Genomic DNA, 15,844 nt, shown 5'->3' on the forward strand with positions numbered 1-15,844 from the left:
GAAAGACCGTGACCCATCCACTTGATTACCTGCCCAGCGCAAAAGAGGTCGGCACTTACGACCCGGACACGCTGACCAACAACTTTAGCGACCTCCACCCACCGTTAACCCAACGCCAGGCGATGATCGAAAGTCAGCGCTGCCTCTACTGCTTTGACGCCCCCTGTGTCGAGGCTTGCCCTTCGGATATCGATATCCCGAGCTTTATCCGCCAAATCAGCGAAAACAACATCAATGGCGCAGCAGAGACCATTCTGGAGGCCAATATCCTCGGCGGCAGCTGCGCCAGGGTATGTCCGACAGAAATACTCTGCGAGCGCAGTTGCGTGCGTAACCACGACGCCGAGTGCCAACCGGTATTGATTGGCCTGTTGCAACGCCACGCCACCGACCACATGCACTTTGAACAGCACCCGTTTAAGCGCGCCGCCAGTACTGGCCGCCATATTGCGGTGGTGGGTGCAGGCCCGGCAGGACTCTCCTGCGCCCACCGGCTGGCCATGCTGGGCCACCAGGTAACGATTTTTGAAGCTGAGCAAAAACCCGGTGGACTGAACGAGTACGGTATTGCGCGCTACAAAATGACCGATGATTTTGCCCGCAAGGAAGTCGCATTCCTGTTGGAGATCGGCGGCATCAACATCCAATACGGCCAGCGCCTGGGCGACAACCTGGAACTTGCCACCCTGCGCCAGAAGTACGACAGCGTATTTTTAGGTCTGGGACTCGGTACCAGCCGTGCCCTGGGGCTAACCGGCGAAGATGCACCGGGGCTGATGCCCGCTGTGGATTATATTAAAACGCTACGCCAAACCGACGACCTGGGAATCCTGCCAGTCGCCAAGCGCTGCATTGTGATTGGCGCGGGCAACACCGCAATTGATATGGCGACCCAAATGGCCCGTTTGGGCGCCACCGAGGTCACGCTGGTGTATCGCCGTGGTGTGGAGGCAATGCCTGCCACCCACCACGAGCAGGAAATTGCCAAAACCAACGGCGTACGCATGATCACCTGGGCACAGCCTGATGAGATTCTGCTCGATTCCCAAGGGCATGTAGCAGGTATGCGCTTTGCCAAAACCCACGAGCAGGCAGGCCGCCTTGCCCCCACCGGGGAAACCTTCGAGGTTGCCGCCGACGCCATCTTCAAAGCCATTGGCCAAGGCTTTGATAGCGCCAGTCTACGTGACCCCACTGCGGCCCAATTAGCCCGTGATGGTGAGCGCATACAAGTGGATGAAATGCTGCGCACCTCGCTGCCCGATGTTTACGCCGGTGGCGATTGCATAAAACCCGGCCAGGATCTCACCGTTCAGGCCGTTCAGCACGGCAAACTGGCAGCCCACGCCATTCATCAGGCGCTTGCCGCCAAGCAGGAGGCCGCATGAACACACTTCCCTTTACCCCACCAGGCAAGAAAAACAGCGGAGACAGTGTGGTCAATGGCGTAGACCTGTCGGTGAACTTTGCCGGTATTAAAGCACCCAACCCGTTTTGGCTGGCCTCGGCCCCTCCCACCGATAAAGCCTACAACGTGGTACGCGCTTATGAAGCGGGCTGGGGCGGCGTGGTATGGAAAACCCTCGGTGAAGAGCCACCTGCGGTGAACGTCTCTTCCCGCTATTCCGCCCACTATGGCAAAAACCGTGAGGTGATTGGCTTTAATAATATCGAACTGATTACCGATCGCTCGCTGGAGGTAAACCTTCAAGAGATCACCCAGGTGAAGAAGGATTGGCCCGATCGCGCACTGATTGTGTCGATTATGGTGCCCTGCGTTGAGGAGGCCTGGGCCTACATTCTACCGCTGGTCGAAGCCACCGGCGCCGATGGCATCGAGCTTAACCTGGGCTGCCCTCACGGTATGCCGGAGCGTGGTATGGGCGCAGCGGTAGGCCAAAACCCGGACCTGATCGAGAAAGTGACCTACTGGTGTAAAAAGCACTACTCCAAACCGGTGATCGTCAAACTGACGCCCAACATCACCGATATTCGCGTGGGTGCCCAGGCAGCGCTGCGGGGCGGTGCCGATGCGGTCTCGCTGATTAACACCATCAACTCCATCACCAGCATCGACCTGGACAATATGGTCGCCAAACCTACGGTAGGGCACCAAAGCACCCACGGCGGTTACTGTGGCAGCGCCGTAAAGCCCATCGCACTGAACATGGTAGCGGAAATTGCCCGCGACCCAGCAACTCCAACGCTGCCCATTTCCGGCATTGGTGGCATTGCCACCTGGCGGGATGCGGCGGAGTTTATTGCCCTGGGCGCGGGCAGCGTACAGGTGTGTACCGCCGCAATGCTCAATGGCTTTCGTATTGTGGAGGAGATGAAAGATGGCCTCTCCCGCTGGATGGCGGAAAAGGGCTATGACTCCATTGACGCGTTCTCCCGCAAAGCGGTGCCACAAACGACGGACTGGAAGCACCTGGATATTAATTTCAAAACCATTGCTCACATCGACCAGGATCTGTGTATTGAGTGTGGCCGCTGCTATATCGCCTGCGAGGATACCTCTCACCAGTCGATTGCCAAACTCACCGAGGAAGGTGCTCGCCGCTACGAGGTAATTGAAGAGGAGTGTGTGGGCTGTAACCTGTGCCAGATCACCTGTCCGGTGGAAAACTGCATTACGATGGTGCCCCAGGAAACCGGCAAGCCCTTCCTCGCCTGGGATAACGACCCACGCAATCCCTTCCGGGTCGCGTCTTAAGCGTACTTACCGCCCTCATGTAGTGAGGGCGGTAGCGTTTTATGCAACACACCGTTCCTTCATGCTATGGCGACAAACCCTCTCTTCCCTGAGAATATGAGAAAATATCGCATATAAAATATTTTCTCATAAAAGGAACGACGATGACGCCAACGCTTCTCTCAAAAACAGTTTTCGCCACTTTGCTGTTATCCGCCGGAAGCACCGCTGCATACGCTGATCAGCGCATTGCCAGCTTTGATTTAGGCAGCCTGGACACCCTGGATGCTCTCGGCGCAAATGAACAGGTTATCGGCGTGCCCAAGCAGAGCCTGCCCGCTTACCTGGAGCAATATACGGAAGAGCGCTACACCGATATTGGGGGGCTACGCTCGCCCGACCTGGAGGCGCTTGGCGCCAGCGAGCCTGATCTGATTATCTACACCGGGCGCCAGGGCGAGTGGGAAGAGGAATTGGGCGAGATTGCCCCCCTGTTTAATGCTGGCCTACAGGGCGATGACTATCTGGCCGCTTTTGATGCCAATGTACGCGAACTGGCCAGCCTAGCGGGAGTGGAAGCCCAGGCAGAAGACGCCCTGGAATCCTTGCATAATGACATCGAGGCCCAGCGCAGTGCGCTTAGTGATGCTCCCAGAACACTGGTGGTCACCCATAACGACGGTAACCTGATGCTTAATCAGCACCCAGTGGTGCATCAGGTGCTGGACATTGCGACACTTGAGATGCCGGACAGCGTTACCTCCGAAACCAGGGGCAACCGGGTCTTTACCCCACTTTCCCCTGATGCCATTGCCGAGATTGCACCAGACATTATGCTGGTGATTGACCGCAGCGCCGCCATTGGCAATGAGCCCGCAGATGCCGATGGCCTGCACCAAGCCCTGGCTGATGCCGGAGCAGATACTCAACTCGTCATACTGACCCCCGACCTGTGGTATCTCTCTGGAGGAGGCTTGCAGAGTCTGGCTCTGCAGATTGAAGAGGTCAGCAGTGCATTATCCAATGCTCACTGAATGTATTGAGCGATAAATATACCCCTTGAAGAGCTCTCTTCAGGGGGTTCTTTCTGGTGCAACCATGAGTTTACTGCACCATTTTTATGCCGTGGAAGACAAGCGTGATCGACCGATGCGCCCTTTGATCCTGACCAACAACCTAATAACCACTTGAAATATATATATTTACAAAAACACCTCAGGCATCTTGGCATACAAGCTGCAGCGCATTAGCAACCTGAGCCAACGCTGGTTCAGCCAAATGATTAATAAACAGACAACGGCGTCTGCAATGCTCCTCCTAATAAGAGGACGCGATTGCAGACGCCGTTTTCGTATTTAAAGGGCAGGAACTGTGCAATGAGCAAACAATCCCCTTCATCTTACTCACCTGAACGTCGCCACTTCCTGAAAAGCTCCGCCACCGTAGTGGGGGGTAGTGCACTGTTCAGCAGTCTGCCGGTTAGCTGGGCGTTTGCCGATGGCAAACCGGAAACCACAGCTGCAAAGCTTGGCTTTATTGCGCTCACGGATGCCGCGCCACTGTTTGTCGCCGATGAAAAGGGATTTTTTGCCAAGCACGGCATGACCGATGTGGAAGTTCTCAAGCAGTCTTCCTGGGGGACTATGCGCGACAATCTGGTACTGGGTTCTCAGCGCAATGGTATCGATGGCGTACATATTCTCACGCCAATGGTCTATCAAATGACCTTAGGCTCCATCACCAATAATATACCTACACCAATGACCATTCTGGCCAGGCTCAACATCGATGGTCAGGGAATCTCGATAAGTAACGAATACCGAGACCTGGCTATCGGCACAGACGCTGCTCCGCTCAAAGAGGCACTGGCAGCCAAACGGGATAGAGGCGAAGATGTCCGGGCGGCAATGACCTTTCCTGGCGGCACCCACGATCTGTGGCTTCGCTACTGGATGGCTGCTGGCGGTATTGACCCCAATCGCGATATCTCAACCATCGTCGTGCCACCACCGCAGATGGTCGCCAATATGCGCGTGGGTAGCATGGACGCCTGCTGCGTTGGTGCCCCCTGGAATGGCCAGTTGGTCAACCAAGAGGTGGGCTATAGCGCTGTTACCACCGGCGAATTATGGCCAGACCACCCGGAAAAGGTCTTGAGCCTGCGTACCGACTATGTGGATGCCAACCCTAATTCCACCAAGGCGCTGCTGATGGCGGTTATGGAGGCGCAAATCTACTGTGACCAGCCCGAGAACAGGGAAGAAGTGGCACAGATCTGCTCACGCAGGCGCTGGATCAATGCTCCCGTCGACGACATCATCGAACATATGCGCGGTAACATCGACTACGGCACCGGCCGCGTGGTCGAGAATAGTCCTCACATAATGCGCTTCTGGAACGATCACGCCTCCTATCCGTTCAAGAGCCATGACTTGTGGTTTCTGACCGAGAACATCCGCTGGGGCTACATGCCTCAAAACCTCGACACCCAGACATTGATCAATCAGGTCAACCGCGAGGATATATGGCGGGAAGCTGCCCAGGCACTGGGTGTTGCCTCTGCCGATATTCCGGACGCCACCTCACGCGGTAGCGAGACCTTTTTCGATGGCAAGGTCTTTGATCCTGAAAACCCACAAGCCTACCTGGATAGCCTTGAGATCAAGGCACTGGCTTAAGCCATGCTGCCTGGGAGACACTCCATGACGACTACAACCCGTACTGAGACCTTTCACAAACCGACGTTTAATGCTGGCCCTGCGCTAATACGCCTGCGTGACACGCTGGTTAAAAACGTGCTGCCTCCCGTTATCATCCTGGCCTTACTGGTGGGTATTTGGGAAATGCTCTGCTCAAGCCCAACGGCGGCTCTGCCGCCGCCGTCTCAAGTGCTGAGTGACACCTGGGAGCTCATTGTTAATCCGTTTTACGATTACGGTGGTAACGATAAGGGCATGGGCTGGCAGATTCTGGCGAGTCTGGAGCGCGTGGCCTACGGCTACCTGCTTGCGGTAGTGGTAGGCATTAGCCTGGGCGTACTGGTGGGCCAGTCCACCTGGGCACTGCGCGGCCTGGACCCAGTGTTTCAGGTACTGCGCACTGTGCCACCCCTGGCGTGGCTGCCCATCTCACTGGCTGGTTTTCAGGACAGCACCCCATCCGCCATTTTCGTCATCTTTATTACGGCTATCTGGCCGATCATCATCAATACCTCCGTCGGGGTACGTAATATTCCCGAGGACTATCGCAACGTTTCGCGGGTTATCCGCCTGAATGGCATGGAATACTTTACCCGCATCATGCTGCCTGCCGCCGCCCCCTATATTTTCTCCGGCCTGCGGATTGGCGTAGGGCTTTCCTGGCTGGCCATTGTGGCCGCTGAAATGCTGATTGGCGGAGTGGGAATTGGCTTCTTTATCTGGGATGCCTGGAACGCCTCAATGCTCAGCGACATCGTGCTGGCACTGATCTATGTCGGCATCGTCGGCTTTATTCTTGACCGCATCGTGGCCTTTATCGGCAACCGTGTGACACGCGGAACTACTCAAAGCTAATACGGGAGTCTTGATCATGGCATCACACTATCTCAGCGTCGAACAGGTCGATATGACCTTTGCCACCAAAGGCGCCACCACCAACGTGTTGAAAGAGATCAACCTTGGTGTTGCCAAGGGCGAATACATCTCCATTATCGGCCACTCAGGATGCGGCAAATCCACCCTGCTCAACATTATCGCCGGGCTCACCTCATCCACCTCCGGGGCCGTAATACTGGATGGCAAAGAGGTGAACGCGCCTGGGCCTGACCGCAGCGTGGTGTTTCAAAATCACTCACTGCTCCCCTGGCTAACGGTGTATGAAAACGTTGCCCTTGCGGTAAATAAAACCTTTGCCCGCAGCAAAACCAAAGCCGAGCGCCACGCCTGGATTCTCAAGAACCTTGAGATGGTGGGCATGTCTCATGCGCTTAACAAGCGACCTTCGGAAATTTCCGGCGGTATGAAACAGCGGGTTGGCATTGCACGCGCCCTCTCCATGGAACCGAAGGTACTGTTATTGGATGAGCCATTTGGTGCACTGGATGCACTTACCCGTGCTCACCTGCAGGAAGAAGTAATGCGCATTCAGGACGAGTTGGGCAATACGGTCATTATGATTACCCACGATGTGGACGAAGCCGTGCTGCTATCAGACCGTATAGTGATGCTGACCAATGGTCCTTCAGCGCGTATTGGCGAAATACTCGATATTGATCTGCCCCGCCCACGTAACCGCATCACCCTCGCCGACGACCCCAACTACAACCGTTACCGCCAGGAAGTGCTGCGCTTCCTTTACGAGAAACAGCGCAAGGTGGAAAACCTTGCCGAACGCCGGGGAAAAACGGAGGCTACCCAGCCAGCCCAAAAGGCCCGCGCATAACGACTCACCACATTGCATATGCTTGTGCCATCTGGGCTTTGAATGCCAGCTACCGGCCCCCACTCCTAGGGGGCTATAGCCTCAGGTACCATAAAGTGTTGAGCCAATACATCGCTCATTGGCACGTTGAGCGTTATCCCTCTATCCGGTAGCGGCTGAAGAAACCAGCGTTCATAAATGGCCTGCATGTCAGTGCTGCTGTAAATCTGACGTAGTGCGGAGTTTACCACGTCGGCAAACTCCGTATCGTTCCGGCGCACCATAAAGCCTAGCGGTTCCATTGGTGTGATGGCCTCTTCTGATAACACATAGGCCGTCGGATCATCCGACTCCGCCACCATGGTGCTAAGCAGTATGTCGTCCATGGCAAAGGCGGCTACGCGACCTTCCGTCACCAAATCAAATGCCTCCTGAAGTGTATCTGCCGGCACGATTAAAAGATTCAAACGCTGCTCACGATTGGCCTGGTTAATCTGCCCTACATTCACCGTACCCCGTGCAACACTGACACTGCGCCCCGCCAGATCTTGCAGGGTCTTAAAACCGTTCTCCTGAAGCGCTACATAGCGTACCGAAACGAAGAAATGACTCAGCGTAAAATCAGCGCTGCGCCGACGCTCAGCATTATTGGTGCTGGCATTACACTCAATGTCGATATCGCCGCTGTTGAGTAGCTGCACACGGTTGCTGGGCGTGCGGTATACATAAGTAATATCAAGCGAAGGAAGGTTTAATTGGCGCTGCAACTGCGCCGTGAGACGCTGGCATATCTCAATTGAGTAACCCAACACATTGCCTTCTCCATCCTGATAGGAAAAGGGGGCAGTATCCCCATATCCCACGCGTAGCATGCCTGTCTCCTTGATCCGTTCCAGCGTATTGATCTCCGCAGACGCCGTGGCACATGCACTCCACAGTATTGCTACCAGGCTAACGCACCAACTGAGTAGTGCTCTATGCATCACTCATCTCCTCTCATCAACATACGCTTCAGGGTTCGCAAATATGGTGGCAAGCTCCGGGCTTAATGGTAGCCCCACTACACGGTTATCCGGCGGGATTGGTTGCAGAAACCACGCATCGTAAAGGGTGAGAATAGCGTTACTTTGATACATCTGGCGTAGCGTACTGTTCACTAACTCGGCAAATAGAGGATCATCCCTTGGCATCATCAGGCCATAGGGTTCCGGTTCACTCAATGTCTCTTCCGAAATCCGAAAAAGGCTGGGGTTATCGGCAACCGATACTAAGCCCGCCAGCAAAATATCATCCATCACAAAGGCTGATGCCTGCCGGGTAGCCACCATTGAAAACCCTTCCTCATGACTTCGACTAAGCATTACCGAAATATGTAATCCTTGGGTGCGGTTCAGATTATTAAGCTGCTCTATATTGATCGTTCCCGTGGTCGAAACGACGCTGCGCCCGGCTAAATCGGCAATCCCATGCATGTCGTTTTCAGCCAGCGATACATAGCGCGTTGTGGTTAAAAAGTGCGGGTAGGAAAACGTGGCCTGCTGGCGTCGCTCAGCGGTGCTGGTTGTCACGCCACACTCCAGGTCAATATCACCATTGCGCAACAGTATGAAACGGTTGGCAGGCGTCACTGGCACAAAATGCACCTGTACCTCTTCCAGGCCAAGCCGTGCGCTCACAGCGTCAACCACGTTAAGACACAGATCTATCGAATAACCCATGGCCTTTCCATCAACAACATAAGAAAAGGGAATCTCGCTTGCACGGTGGCCAAGCGTGATGGCCCCTGTCTCTTTGATGCGTAAAAGTGTCGAAGAACTGTCAACATTATCGGCCTGTGCGGCTCCCAGACCCGACATGGCAGTCACTACCATTATGGCCAACCAGCCTTTTAAGTTACCCATCATTGCTTTGGTCTTCCTCCCATGGTCATCCCCGCCGCAAATACCTTGTAGCGGCCACGCCCCAGTGCTTTTGCCGCGTACAGCGCCACATCAGCACTACGCAGCAGCGTATGGCTGCTTTCCCCATCCCGTGGTGCCTGCGCAATACCCACACTGACCCCGATATGAATATCATGCCCTTCAATCGTGAAAGGCTGCCGCAGCGTTACCACAATCTGGCTGGCTAACGCTTCGGCTTCTTCTATTGCGTTACGTTGCACGTACTGAATAATCGAAAACTCATCTCCGCCCAGGCGGGCTACTAACTCATTGTCCGACAATAATTGCTGTACCCGTTGGCTCACAGCCACCAACAGTTCATCGCCAACCGCATGACCCAAATTATCATTAACCGCTTTAAAACGATCCAAATCAAAGATCATAACGTTAAATATATTGCCCTCAGGCAAGCTATCCACCGCGGTCTGTAATGCATCGTTAAACTGCACACGATTAGGAAGTTTAGTCAGTACATCATGGTGGGCCAGATGCTGGTAACGCAGCGCCTCCTCTTTCACCTCCAGCAAATGCTCACGCTCTACCACCTTCTTGCGGAGCGCCTCGATTGCTTGTGACATGCTGCCAATTTCATCACCGCGCGAGGTGTAGGGAGTGACATTTTCTGTCTGATTGTGCGCAATTTGAGTCAGTGCATGAATTAATTTCGGCACGGGTCGAAATAGCTGCCTCATTAGGATACTTATTAGCAGAGCAGTCGCCATTAACACTAAAAGCAAATAAAAAAATGCTCTATAAATTAACTCCTCCCGCATCTGGTAAAGTACTTGCCGCAGCCCGATCGTTGATATAACGACACCGAGCAACTGATCTTCTGGTGTAATAATGGGCAACGAACTAACAAAGTATTCCTCTTGACCGATATGGGCAAACCCAACATACAAATTATCGGCTTCATCAATTGTTTTCCAATCTGCAACCTCTAATGTGTCAGGGTTGGATGAGGAGTGTAGGGCATCCGCCACTAATTTAAACTCTCCTTCTGAGGTGATGGAAAAAAGCCATACATTATGGCGTGTTTGTGCACTTGCCAGCGCTAAAACATCTATCGGGCTAAACCCTGTTGCCAACACTGAGTCTTCATCGCCTATCGGCTTCGGGGAAACAATATGGGTTACCTGACCGGTATTGTCCGTGCGTACGGCAACAGAAGTATAAATACGTCGAATGACAGCACTCACTATTTGAGCATTAACCTGCGCCTCTCTCCCCCACTGCTCCCGGGCACCACGCTCCACCATCACAAACCCCAGCATGGCACCAATAAAGTACGCAAACATAACACCCAGCAACATAAACAGTGCTACTTTACCGATTAAGGTACGGTACCAGGGAAGCTTGGCTGTAGGCAGTGATGAGTTTGTCGTATCAGGGGCTTGCATGTAATGCGGTTCCTTATTGCTGCATCGTAGCCATCCAAAAGGTATCTGTTGATAGTGCCGCTTTACGCACAGAGGGTAAGTATGGGGGCGAGTTTTACGTGCATATGAAAAGTATCATCGCTAATCTCTCATAAAGTATCACTAAACTAACCATAATTGGTGCATAAATTTAAGTGTTGAGCTTTAACTAACTTTACCTCTTTGGCATATCTCTTGCAGTATCTCTCATCACTACCGATAGATAACAACCCGTTACTTGGTGCTACCAGGAGAGTGCTATGCAACACTCAGACTATCCCCTGAGCGAGGTTCCTCCAGAGGCCCGCAAAGGGCTTCTTTCAACGTCAGCAGTATTGCTTGGCTTCACTTTTTTCACTGCGACCATGTGGGCCGGTGGCTCTTTGGGTCAGGCCTTCTCAATCGGCCAGCTACTGTGGATTATTCTGCTGGGCAATCTGCTTCTGGGCACCTATGCGGCGGTACTCGCCTATATTGCCTGCAAAAGTGGCCTGAACGCAGTCCTTATGGGCCGCTTCTGCTTTGGTGAAAAGGGCAGCAAACTCTCCGACTTTATTCTCGGCTTCACCCAGATTGGCTGGTATGCCTGGGGAACAGCCACGGTTGCCCTGGTACTGGTTCGCACCACGGGAATGCCAGAATGGCTGGAAATCCCTTTAATGGTGCTGTTTGGGTTTGGTTTCTGCATAACGGCGATGGTGGGCTATAAAGGAATGGACTGGCTCTCGCGCTTTGCTGTGCCAGCAATGATGCTATTTATTTTGATCAGCCTGTTCACTGGGCTGATAGAGATCAACGGTATTGCAGCACTGGGCCAGCAAACACCCACAGAAAGCATGAGTGTCGCAGCGGCGATTACCGTCATTATCGGCACTTTTATTAGTGGTGGTACCCAAGCAACCAACTGGAGCCGGTTTGCCAAAACGCCCAAGATTGCAGTGCTCGCCACCATGGCGGCGTTTTTTGCCGGCAACGGTTTGATGGTACTAACGGGCGCATTAGGCACCCTCATTTACCAACAGGCGGACATCGTGGATGTATTAATTGCCCAGGGCTTTGTAAGCCTTGCTGTGCTGATGCTGTTTCTAAATATATGGACCACTCAGGATAACACCATCTACAACTTTGCCGTGGCGGGGTGTAATCTGTTGCGCACCGATAAGCGTCGCCTGGTAACAATCGGCGGTGCGTCCATTGGCACCGTGCTGGCAATCGGCGGTATGTACAACCTGCTGATCCCCTTTCTGGTTCTGCTGGGTACCTTTATTCCCCCCATGGGCGGGGTGATCATGGCAGACTTCTGGCTAAAGCATAAAGGCCACTATCCGGCACTTGGCACTGCTGTGCTACCTGATTTTAATCGCCGTGGTTTAGCTGCTTATGTCTTAGGTACGGGGGCTGCTTATTTTTCTCCTTTACTGCCGCCCCTGGTGGGTGTCGCCGTGGCAGCAGGCAGCTACGCCGTGCTGTTGCGCTTAAATCACGCTACGCTAACCGACAACCTTCCTTCGACCGCCAAACAATAAGTGAGCTCTTGTTGATATGCCCATGCAGATCATTAATGCCCGCCTACGCCAACGCCCGGAGCTATACCGTATCGAAATAGACAACGGGGCATTTATGGCCATTACCGCCCAGGATGCACCTCAAGCCGCTGGGGAGGGGCAAATAGACGCGCTAGGCAAGCTACTCTGTGCCCCGTTTGTAGAGCCGCATATCCATTTGGATGCCGCTCTGACAGCGGGAGAACCAAGCTGGAACCAGAGCGGTACGCTGTTCGAAGGTATCGAGCGGTGGGGAGAGCGGAAGCCCATGCTGAGTGAAGCAGATATTCGTGAGCGGGTGCTGAAAACTCTCAACTTACTGGTCGGTAACGGTGTTCAGTTTGTGCGCACCCATGCCGATACCAGTGATCCAAGCCTGGTTGGCCTTAAAACCCTGTGCGCCCTGCGTGACGAATTGAAGGATAAAATCGATATTCAGGTGGTCGCCTTTCCCCAGGATGGGCTGCTCTCCTACCCCGGCGGCGATAAGCTGATGGAAGAGGCGCTTGAGATTGGCGCTGATGTGGTAGGCGGTATTCCCCACTTTGAATACACCCGTGAGCTGGGGGTTGCCTCCATGAAGCGGGTAGTTGAGCTGGCGATCAAGTACGACCGGCTGGTGGACGTACACTGTGATGAGATAGACGATCCCAACTCGCGTTTTCTGGAAGTGTTGGCCTGTGAGGCGCTGTTCCATGACCTTGGCAGTCGCGTTACCGCCAGTCATACCACGGCCATGCACTCCTACGATAACGCTTACTGCTCCAAACTGTTTCTGCTGCTCAAGCGCTCGGGCATCAATTTTATCTCCTGCCCGACGGAGAGTATTCACCTCCAGGGGCGCTTCGACACCTACCCCAAACGGCGCGGCGTTACCCGTGTAAAAGAACTCAATGAAGCGGGTATTAACGTCTGCTTTGCTGAAGACTCGATCTTCGACCCCTGGTATTCACTGGGGAACGGCAAGCTGCTTCGCACCCTCGACTTCGGCTTGCATATTTGCCAGATGATGGGCTACCAGGATTTCAGCAAAGCGCTCTCCCTGATTACCGATAACAGCGCGCGCACGCTTAATATTGAAGAGCGTTACGGCATTGAGGTGGGTAAGCCCGCCAGCTTTAACCTGCTGGATGGTGAGGACGATTACAGCGTACTGCGTACCCAGGGAGAGGTACTGCTTTCGGTTCGTCATGGCGAAATCATCATGCAGCGTGAGCCTGCTAAAATTACCACGCCTCTGTGGCTTGGCTAACTAAAGCCAGCAGGCTAGGGTTGTTATTTAACCAAATCAAGGAGCCCATCATGAGCGTTGAGAGCGTTCGCCGTTTCTTCGCAGAGCATGCCCCGGATGTCTCCATCGAGGAGCTTGAAACCAGTACCGCGACGGTTCAACTCGCCGCTAGCGCCCACGGTGTAGCACCTGGACAAATTGCCAAAACACTTGCGTTTCGCATTGCCGATCGCCACGTGTTGATCGTTGCCAGCGGTGATGCCCGCATCGACAACCGTAAGATTCGCGACACCTTTGGAGGTAAGGCCAAAATGCTTGACGCCGATACCGTTCTGGCACTCACCAGCCACCCGGTTGGTGGGGTTTGCCCCTTTGGCTTAGCAACAGATTTACCCGTTTACTGCGATGAATCTCTCCACGCCTATGACGAGGTTCTCCCCGCTGCTGGTTCTGCCAATAGCGCGGTACGTTTAAGCCCAAAACACCTAGCTGAACTGGTTAATGCTCAGTGGGTGAATGTATGTAAGCTGCCCGAGATAGCCTAGCTTTATTTCACTTCAACCCCGTACTGATGTATGCCCCCTAGCTGCGCTTTTACAATCAGCGTAAACTGAGGGGGCTGATATTCAGCAAGTTCTCAGGGCGGGGTGAAAGTCCCCACCGGCGGTGATGATGTCTTTCAGCAACGTTAGCCATCTAAGCCCGCGAGCGCTCAAGATGGTTGTTTTTTTATTGTAGTCTCTTGAGGTCAGCAGATTCGGTGAAAAACCGAAGCCGACGGTGATAGTCCGGATGAAAGAGAACGGCACCTCAGACATGCAGCTTAAAAAGTGGCTGATGCCACCTTTTGACGCTTGCCTGACGAACGGTGTCGCGTGCCCTGATTCTGGTACAACTTATCCAAGAGAATGACCATGAATCAGACATTTCCGCTAACGCTTTCCACTCACACCATCTCTCAACGCATCGCCTTTATTCAGGGCCACTGGCATCAGGATATCGTTGCGAAGGCATACGAGGCGTTTATTGCTGAAGTAGAACGCTGCGGCCTTAAAGCTGACCAGGTGGAGACCTTCACGGTGTCCGGCGCTTACGAAATTCCCTTACAGGCAAAGGTACTCGCTCAGAGTGGCCGCTATGGCGCCATTATTGGTGCTGGCTTTGTGGTTGATGGCGGTATTTATCGCCACGATTTTGTGGCCCAGGCGGTCATTGATGGATTGATGCGTGTGCAGTTGGATACACACATACCTGTTATCTCAGTCGTACTCACACCCCACCACTTCCATGAGCACAGTACGCATCATGACTTCTACACCCAGCACTTTGTTACCAAAGGGAAAGAAGCCGCCCAGGCCTGCCTTAACACAATCGAAAATCTGTATAGAGCGCACAAATTAAGCAACGCGTAATGCATGACACGTAGGCCCGGTAACATGCCGGGCCAATAACTTCCGCATTAACAGCCACAATCTATCGCCCCATTCTCCACTAAGCTGCCCGCCTGAGCACCCTCCTGGATGGGATGGTTATCACGGCGCCAAAAATCCAACCCGCCGAGCAGCTCCTTTACCTGTAGACCCGCACTGGCCAGTTTCCAGGCGCCTTTGGTCGAGCCGTTACAGCCAATACCATCACAGTAAGTGATATAAACAAGGGTATTATCCAGCCCTGCCAAACGCTCTGAGGTCATTTCCCTGTGCGGCAAACTAACTGCTCCTGGAATGTGCCCAGCGCAGTAGTGTGCAAAGCTGCGGGTATCAACCACCACAATATCAGCAATCCCGTTTGCCAAGTCCTGGGCCACATCCCAGGCATCGGTGTGGTAACAGAGCTTATCGTACATGGCCGAGGCCATGAGTGCTGGAGTTGCGGGAGGAAACGCCAATACGGAGGATACATGCTGCTTAGCCATCACCTGCCCTCACTTAACATCCAGTTGGTAACCGTAAAACGCCGTATTGCGCTGCCAGCCCAGTGACTCATAAAGATGCTGGGCACGTTCGTTCTCTACCTGAGTCATTAATATTAAACGTGCCACACCATGGTCATGGGCCAATTGCGCGGCAGCCTCCATTAACGCTCTGCCGGTTCCTTGCTCACGACACTCAGGCAGTACAAAAAGATCGTTTAGTGTCCAGCGCGCATTCAAGCCCACAGTGGAAACCCCAGGGTAAAGCTGCACAAAGCCAGTGAGTAAGCCTTCACTGTTTTCGCTAACCAAAATAAATGAGTCACCTAGCCCCATGCGCTGGTCTATAAATTCCCGCGCCGCCTGAAGATCACTTGGCTGCTTATAAAATTGACGATAGCCATCGAGTAAACCACTGAGTGGCTCCAGGTCATTGAATACCGCCGGACGAATGTTAACCATAACGACTGCTCCATGAGGGTAGTGATCAAACAGAGTTTGCCGCTATAGTGGTCCATAGCAAAGAGCCACTTACCGCTAAATAGAGGGAACCAGTGAAACGTCGTGATGCCGCTAACACCTGATATTACGGAAGCACATCTCAATGTAACGTGACCAGCTTCAATGGATTGGGGCTATAGCACCTTGAAATGAATACTTACACTCTTCCGACCAGCGGGCTTTCTCTGCTGCGGCTCTTGAA

15 protein-coding genes and 1 riboswitch are annotated in these 15,844 nt (G+C 53.5%); of the genes, 10 read left to right on the forward strand and 5 right to left on the reverse strand.

The features are described from left to right. The first annotated feature begins 8 nt into the window (after nt 1–8). The 6 genes from HP566_RS13530 (at nt 9) to HP566_RS13555 (ending at nt 7,117) form a co-directional block, all read left to right on the forward strand. Nucleotides 9–1,388, forward strand: coding sequence for an NAD(P)-dependent oxidoreductase (locus tag HP566_RS13530; RefSeq protein ID WP_249977795.1), 1,380 nt, complete (start codon nt 9–11; stop codon nt 1,386–1,388). After that, nucleotides 1,385–2,716: an NAD-dependent dihydropyrimidine dehydrogenase subunit PreA gene (preA, locus tag HP566_RS13535; protein WP_249977796.1), complete on the forward strand. Its 1,332-nt coding sequence runs from the start codon at nt 1,385–1,387 to the stop codon at nt 2,714–2,716. The genes HP566_RS13530 and preA overlap by 4 nt, the downstream gene beginning before the upstream one ends. Before the next feature lie 143 nt (nt 2,717–2,859). Beyond that, on the forward strand, nt 2,860–3,729 hold the full coding sequence (locus tag HP566_RS13540; RefSeq protein WP_249977797.1) for an ABC transporter substrate-binding protein: 870 nt from the start codon (nt 2,860–2,862) through the stop codon (nt 3,727–3,729). Between the two features lie 342 nt (nt 3,730–4,071). Further along, nucleotides 4,072–5,373, forward strand: a complete 1,302-nt coding sequence (locus HP566_RS13545; protein WP_249977798.1) for a CmpA/NrtA family ABC transporter substrate-binding protein — start codon at nt 4,072–4,074, stop codon at nt 5,371–5,373. Between the two features lie 24 nt (nt 5,374–5,397). Further along, on the forward strand, nt 5,398–6,249 hold the full coding sequence (ntrB, locus tag HP566_RS13550) for a nitrate ABC transporter permease (RefSeq protein WP_249977799.1): 852 nt from the start codon (nt 5,398–5,400) through the stop codon (nt 6,247–6,249). Between the two features lie 16 nt (nt 6,250–6,265). Continuing rightward, complete coding sequence (locus tag HP566_RS13555) at nt 6,266–7,117, forward strand: ABC transporter ATP-binding protein (RefSeq protein ID WP_249977800.1); 852 nt, start codon at nt 6,266–6,268, stop codon at nt 7,115–7,117. A 65-nt stretch (nt 7,118–7,182) separates the two neighbouring features. Here HP566_RS13555 and HP566_RS13560 read toward each other — a convergent pair whose 3' ends face one another. From HP566_RS13560 to HP566_RS13570, 3 genes are read right to left on the reverse strand one after another with little or no spacing between them, the layout of a single operon-like run. Next, on the reverse strand, nt 7,183–8,079 hold the full coding sequence (locus HP566_RS13560) for an amino acid ABC transporter substrate-binding protein (protein ID WP_249977801.1): 897 nt from the start codon (nt 8,077–8,079) through the stop codon (nt 7,183–7,185). Between the two features lie 3 nt (nt 8,080–8,082). Then, the gene (locus tag HP566_RS13565; RefSeq protein WP_249977802.1) at nt 8,083–9,000 is read right to left on the reverse strand and encodes an amino acid ABC transporter substrate-binding protein; all 918 of its coding nucleotides are present in this window, start codon (nt 8,998–9,000) and stop codon (nt 8,083–8,085) included. Next, a complete protein-coding gene (locus HP566_RS13570) occupies nt 8,997–10,436 on the reverse strand; it encodes a GGDEF domain-containing protein (protein ID WP_249977803.1) in 1,440 nt (479 codons plus the stop codon). The genes HP566_RS13565 and HP566_RS13570 overlap by 4 nt, the downstream gene beginning before the upstream one ends. Nucleotides 10,437–10,714: 278 nt before the next feature. On the opposite strand from HP566_RS13570, the gene codB reads away from it, so the two are divergent. The 4 genes from codB to HP566_RS13590 all read left to right on the forward strand — a co-directional run bounded on the left by codB (nt 10,715) and on the right by HP566_RS13590 (nt 14,641). Then, nucleotides 10,715–11,980: a cytosine permease gene (gene codB, locus HP566_RS13575; RefSeq protein ID WP_249977804.1), complete on the forward strand. Its 1,266-nt coding sequence runs from the start codon at nt 10,715–10,717 to the stop codon at nt 11,978–11,980. Nucleotides 11,981–11,996: 16 nt separating this feature from the next. Then, a complete protein-coding gene (gene codA, locus HP566_RS13580) occupies nt 11,997–13,250 on the forward strand; it encodes a cytosine deaminase (protein ID WP_249977805.1) in 1,254 nt (417 codons plus the stop codon). Between the two features lie 50 nt (nt 13,251–13,300). Next, nucleotides 13,301–13,774: a YbaK/EbsC family protein gene (locus tag HP566_RS13585; RefSeq protein ID WP_249977806.1), complete on the forward strand. Its 474-nt coding sequence runs from the start codon at nt 13,301–13,303 to the stop codon at nt 13,772–13,774. An 84-nt stretch (nt 13,775–13,858) separates the two neighbouring features. After that, a riboswitch (FMN riboswitch) is annotated at nt 13,859–14,037 on the forward strand. 106 nt (nt 14,038–14,143) lie between these two features. After that, on the forward strand, nt 14,144–14,641 hold the full coding sequence (locus HP566_RS13590; protein WP_249977807.1) for a 6,7-dimethyl-8-ribityllumazine synthase: 498 nt from the start codon (nt 14,144–14,146) through the stop codon (nt 14,639–14,641). Between the two features lie 47 nt (nt 14,642–14,688). Here the strand turns inward: HP566_RS13590 and HP566_RS13595 are convergent, their stop codons facing one another. Together HP566_RS13595 and HP566_RS13600 are read right to left on the reverse strand one after the other, a co-directional pair. Further along, nucleotides 14,689–15,144: a rhodanese-like domain-containing protein gene (locus tag HP566_RS13595; RefSeq protein WP_249977808.1), complete on the reverse strand. Its 456-nt coding sequence runs from the start codon at nt 15,142–15,144 to the stop codon at nt 14,689–14,691. A gap of 9 nt (nt 15,145–15,153) precedes the next feature. Continuing rightward, entirely contained in the window at nt 15,154–15,603 is a 450-nt protein-coding gene (locus HP566_RS13600; protein WP_249977809.1) for a GNAT family N-acetyltransferase, read from the reverse strand. Nucleotides 15,604–15,844: the final 241 nt, after the last annotated feature.

The organism is Vreelandella olivaria (assembly GCF_023507745.1).
GTDB lineage: Bacteria > Pseudomonadota > Gammaproteobacteria > Pseudomonadales > Halomonadaceae > Vreelandella > Vreelandella olivaria_A.

What these genes read in the sequence shown, in the direction of transcription:
- HP566_RS13600 (WP_249977809.1), bottom strand. Translation starts at nt 15,603, where the DNA reads ATGGTTAACATTCGTCCGGCGGTATTCAATGACCTGGAGCCACTCAGT.
- codA (WP_249977805.1), top strand. Translation starts at nt 11,997, where the DNA reads ATGCCCATGCAGATCATTAATGCCCGCCTACGCCAACGCCCGGAGCTA.
- HP566_RS13545 (WP_249977798.1), top strand. Translation starts at nt 4,072, where the DNA reads ATGAGCAAACAATCCCCTTCATCTTACTCACCTGAACGTCGCCACTTC.
- HP566_RS13560 (WP_249977801.1), bottom strand. Translation starts at nt 8,079, where the DNA reads ATGCATAGAGCACTACTCAGTTGGTGCGTTAGCCTGGTAGCAATACTG.
- preA (WP_249977796.1), top strand. Translation starts at nt 1,385, where the DNA reads ATGAACACACTTCCCTTTACCCCACCAGGCAAGAAAAACAGCGGAGAC.
- HP566_RS13570 (WP_249977803.1), bottom strand. Translation starts at nt 10,436, where the DNA reads ATGCAAGCCCCTGATACGACAAACTCATCACTGCCTACAGCCAAGCTT.
- HP566_RS13590 (WP_249977807.1), top strand. Translation starts at nt 14,144, where the DNA reads ATGAATCAGACATTTCCGCTAACGCTTTCCACTCACACCATCTCTCAA.
- HP566_RS13540 (WP_249977797.1), top strand. Translation starts at nt 2,860, where the DNA reads ATGACGCCAACGCTTCTCTCAAAAACAGTTTTCGCCACTTTGCTGTTA.
- HP566_RS13555 (WP_249977800.1), top strand. Translation starts at nt 6,266, where the DNA reads ATGGCATCACACTATCTCAGCGTCGAACAGGTCGATATGACCTTTGCC.
- ntrB (WP_249977799.1), top strand. Translation starts at nt 5,398, where the DNA reads ATGACGACTACAACCCGTACTGAGACCTTTCACAAACCGACGTTTAAT.
- HP566_RS13565 (WP_249977802.1), bottom strand. Translation starts at nt 9,000, where the DNA reads ATGATGGGTAACTTAAAAGGCTGGTTGGCCATAATGGTAGTGACTGCC.
- codB (WP_249977804.1), top strand. Translation starts at nt 10,715, where the DNA reads ATGCAACACTCAGACTATCCCCTGAGCGAGGTTCCTCCAGAGGCCCGC.
- HP566_RS13585 (WP_249977806.1), top strand. Translation starts at nt 13,301, where the DNA reads ATGAGCGTTGAGAGCGTTCGCCGTTTCTTCGCAGAGCATGCCCCGGAT.
- HP566_RS13595 (WP_249977808.1), bottom strand. Translation starts at nt 15,144, where the DNA reads ATGGCTAAGCAGCATGTATCCTCCGTATTGGCGTTTCCTCCCGCAACT.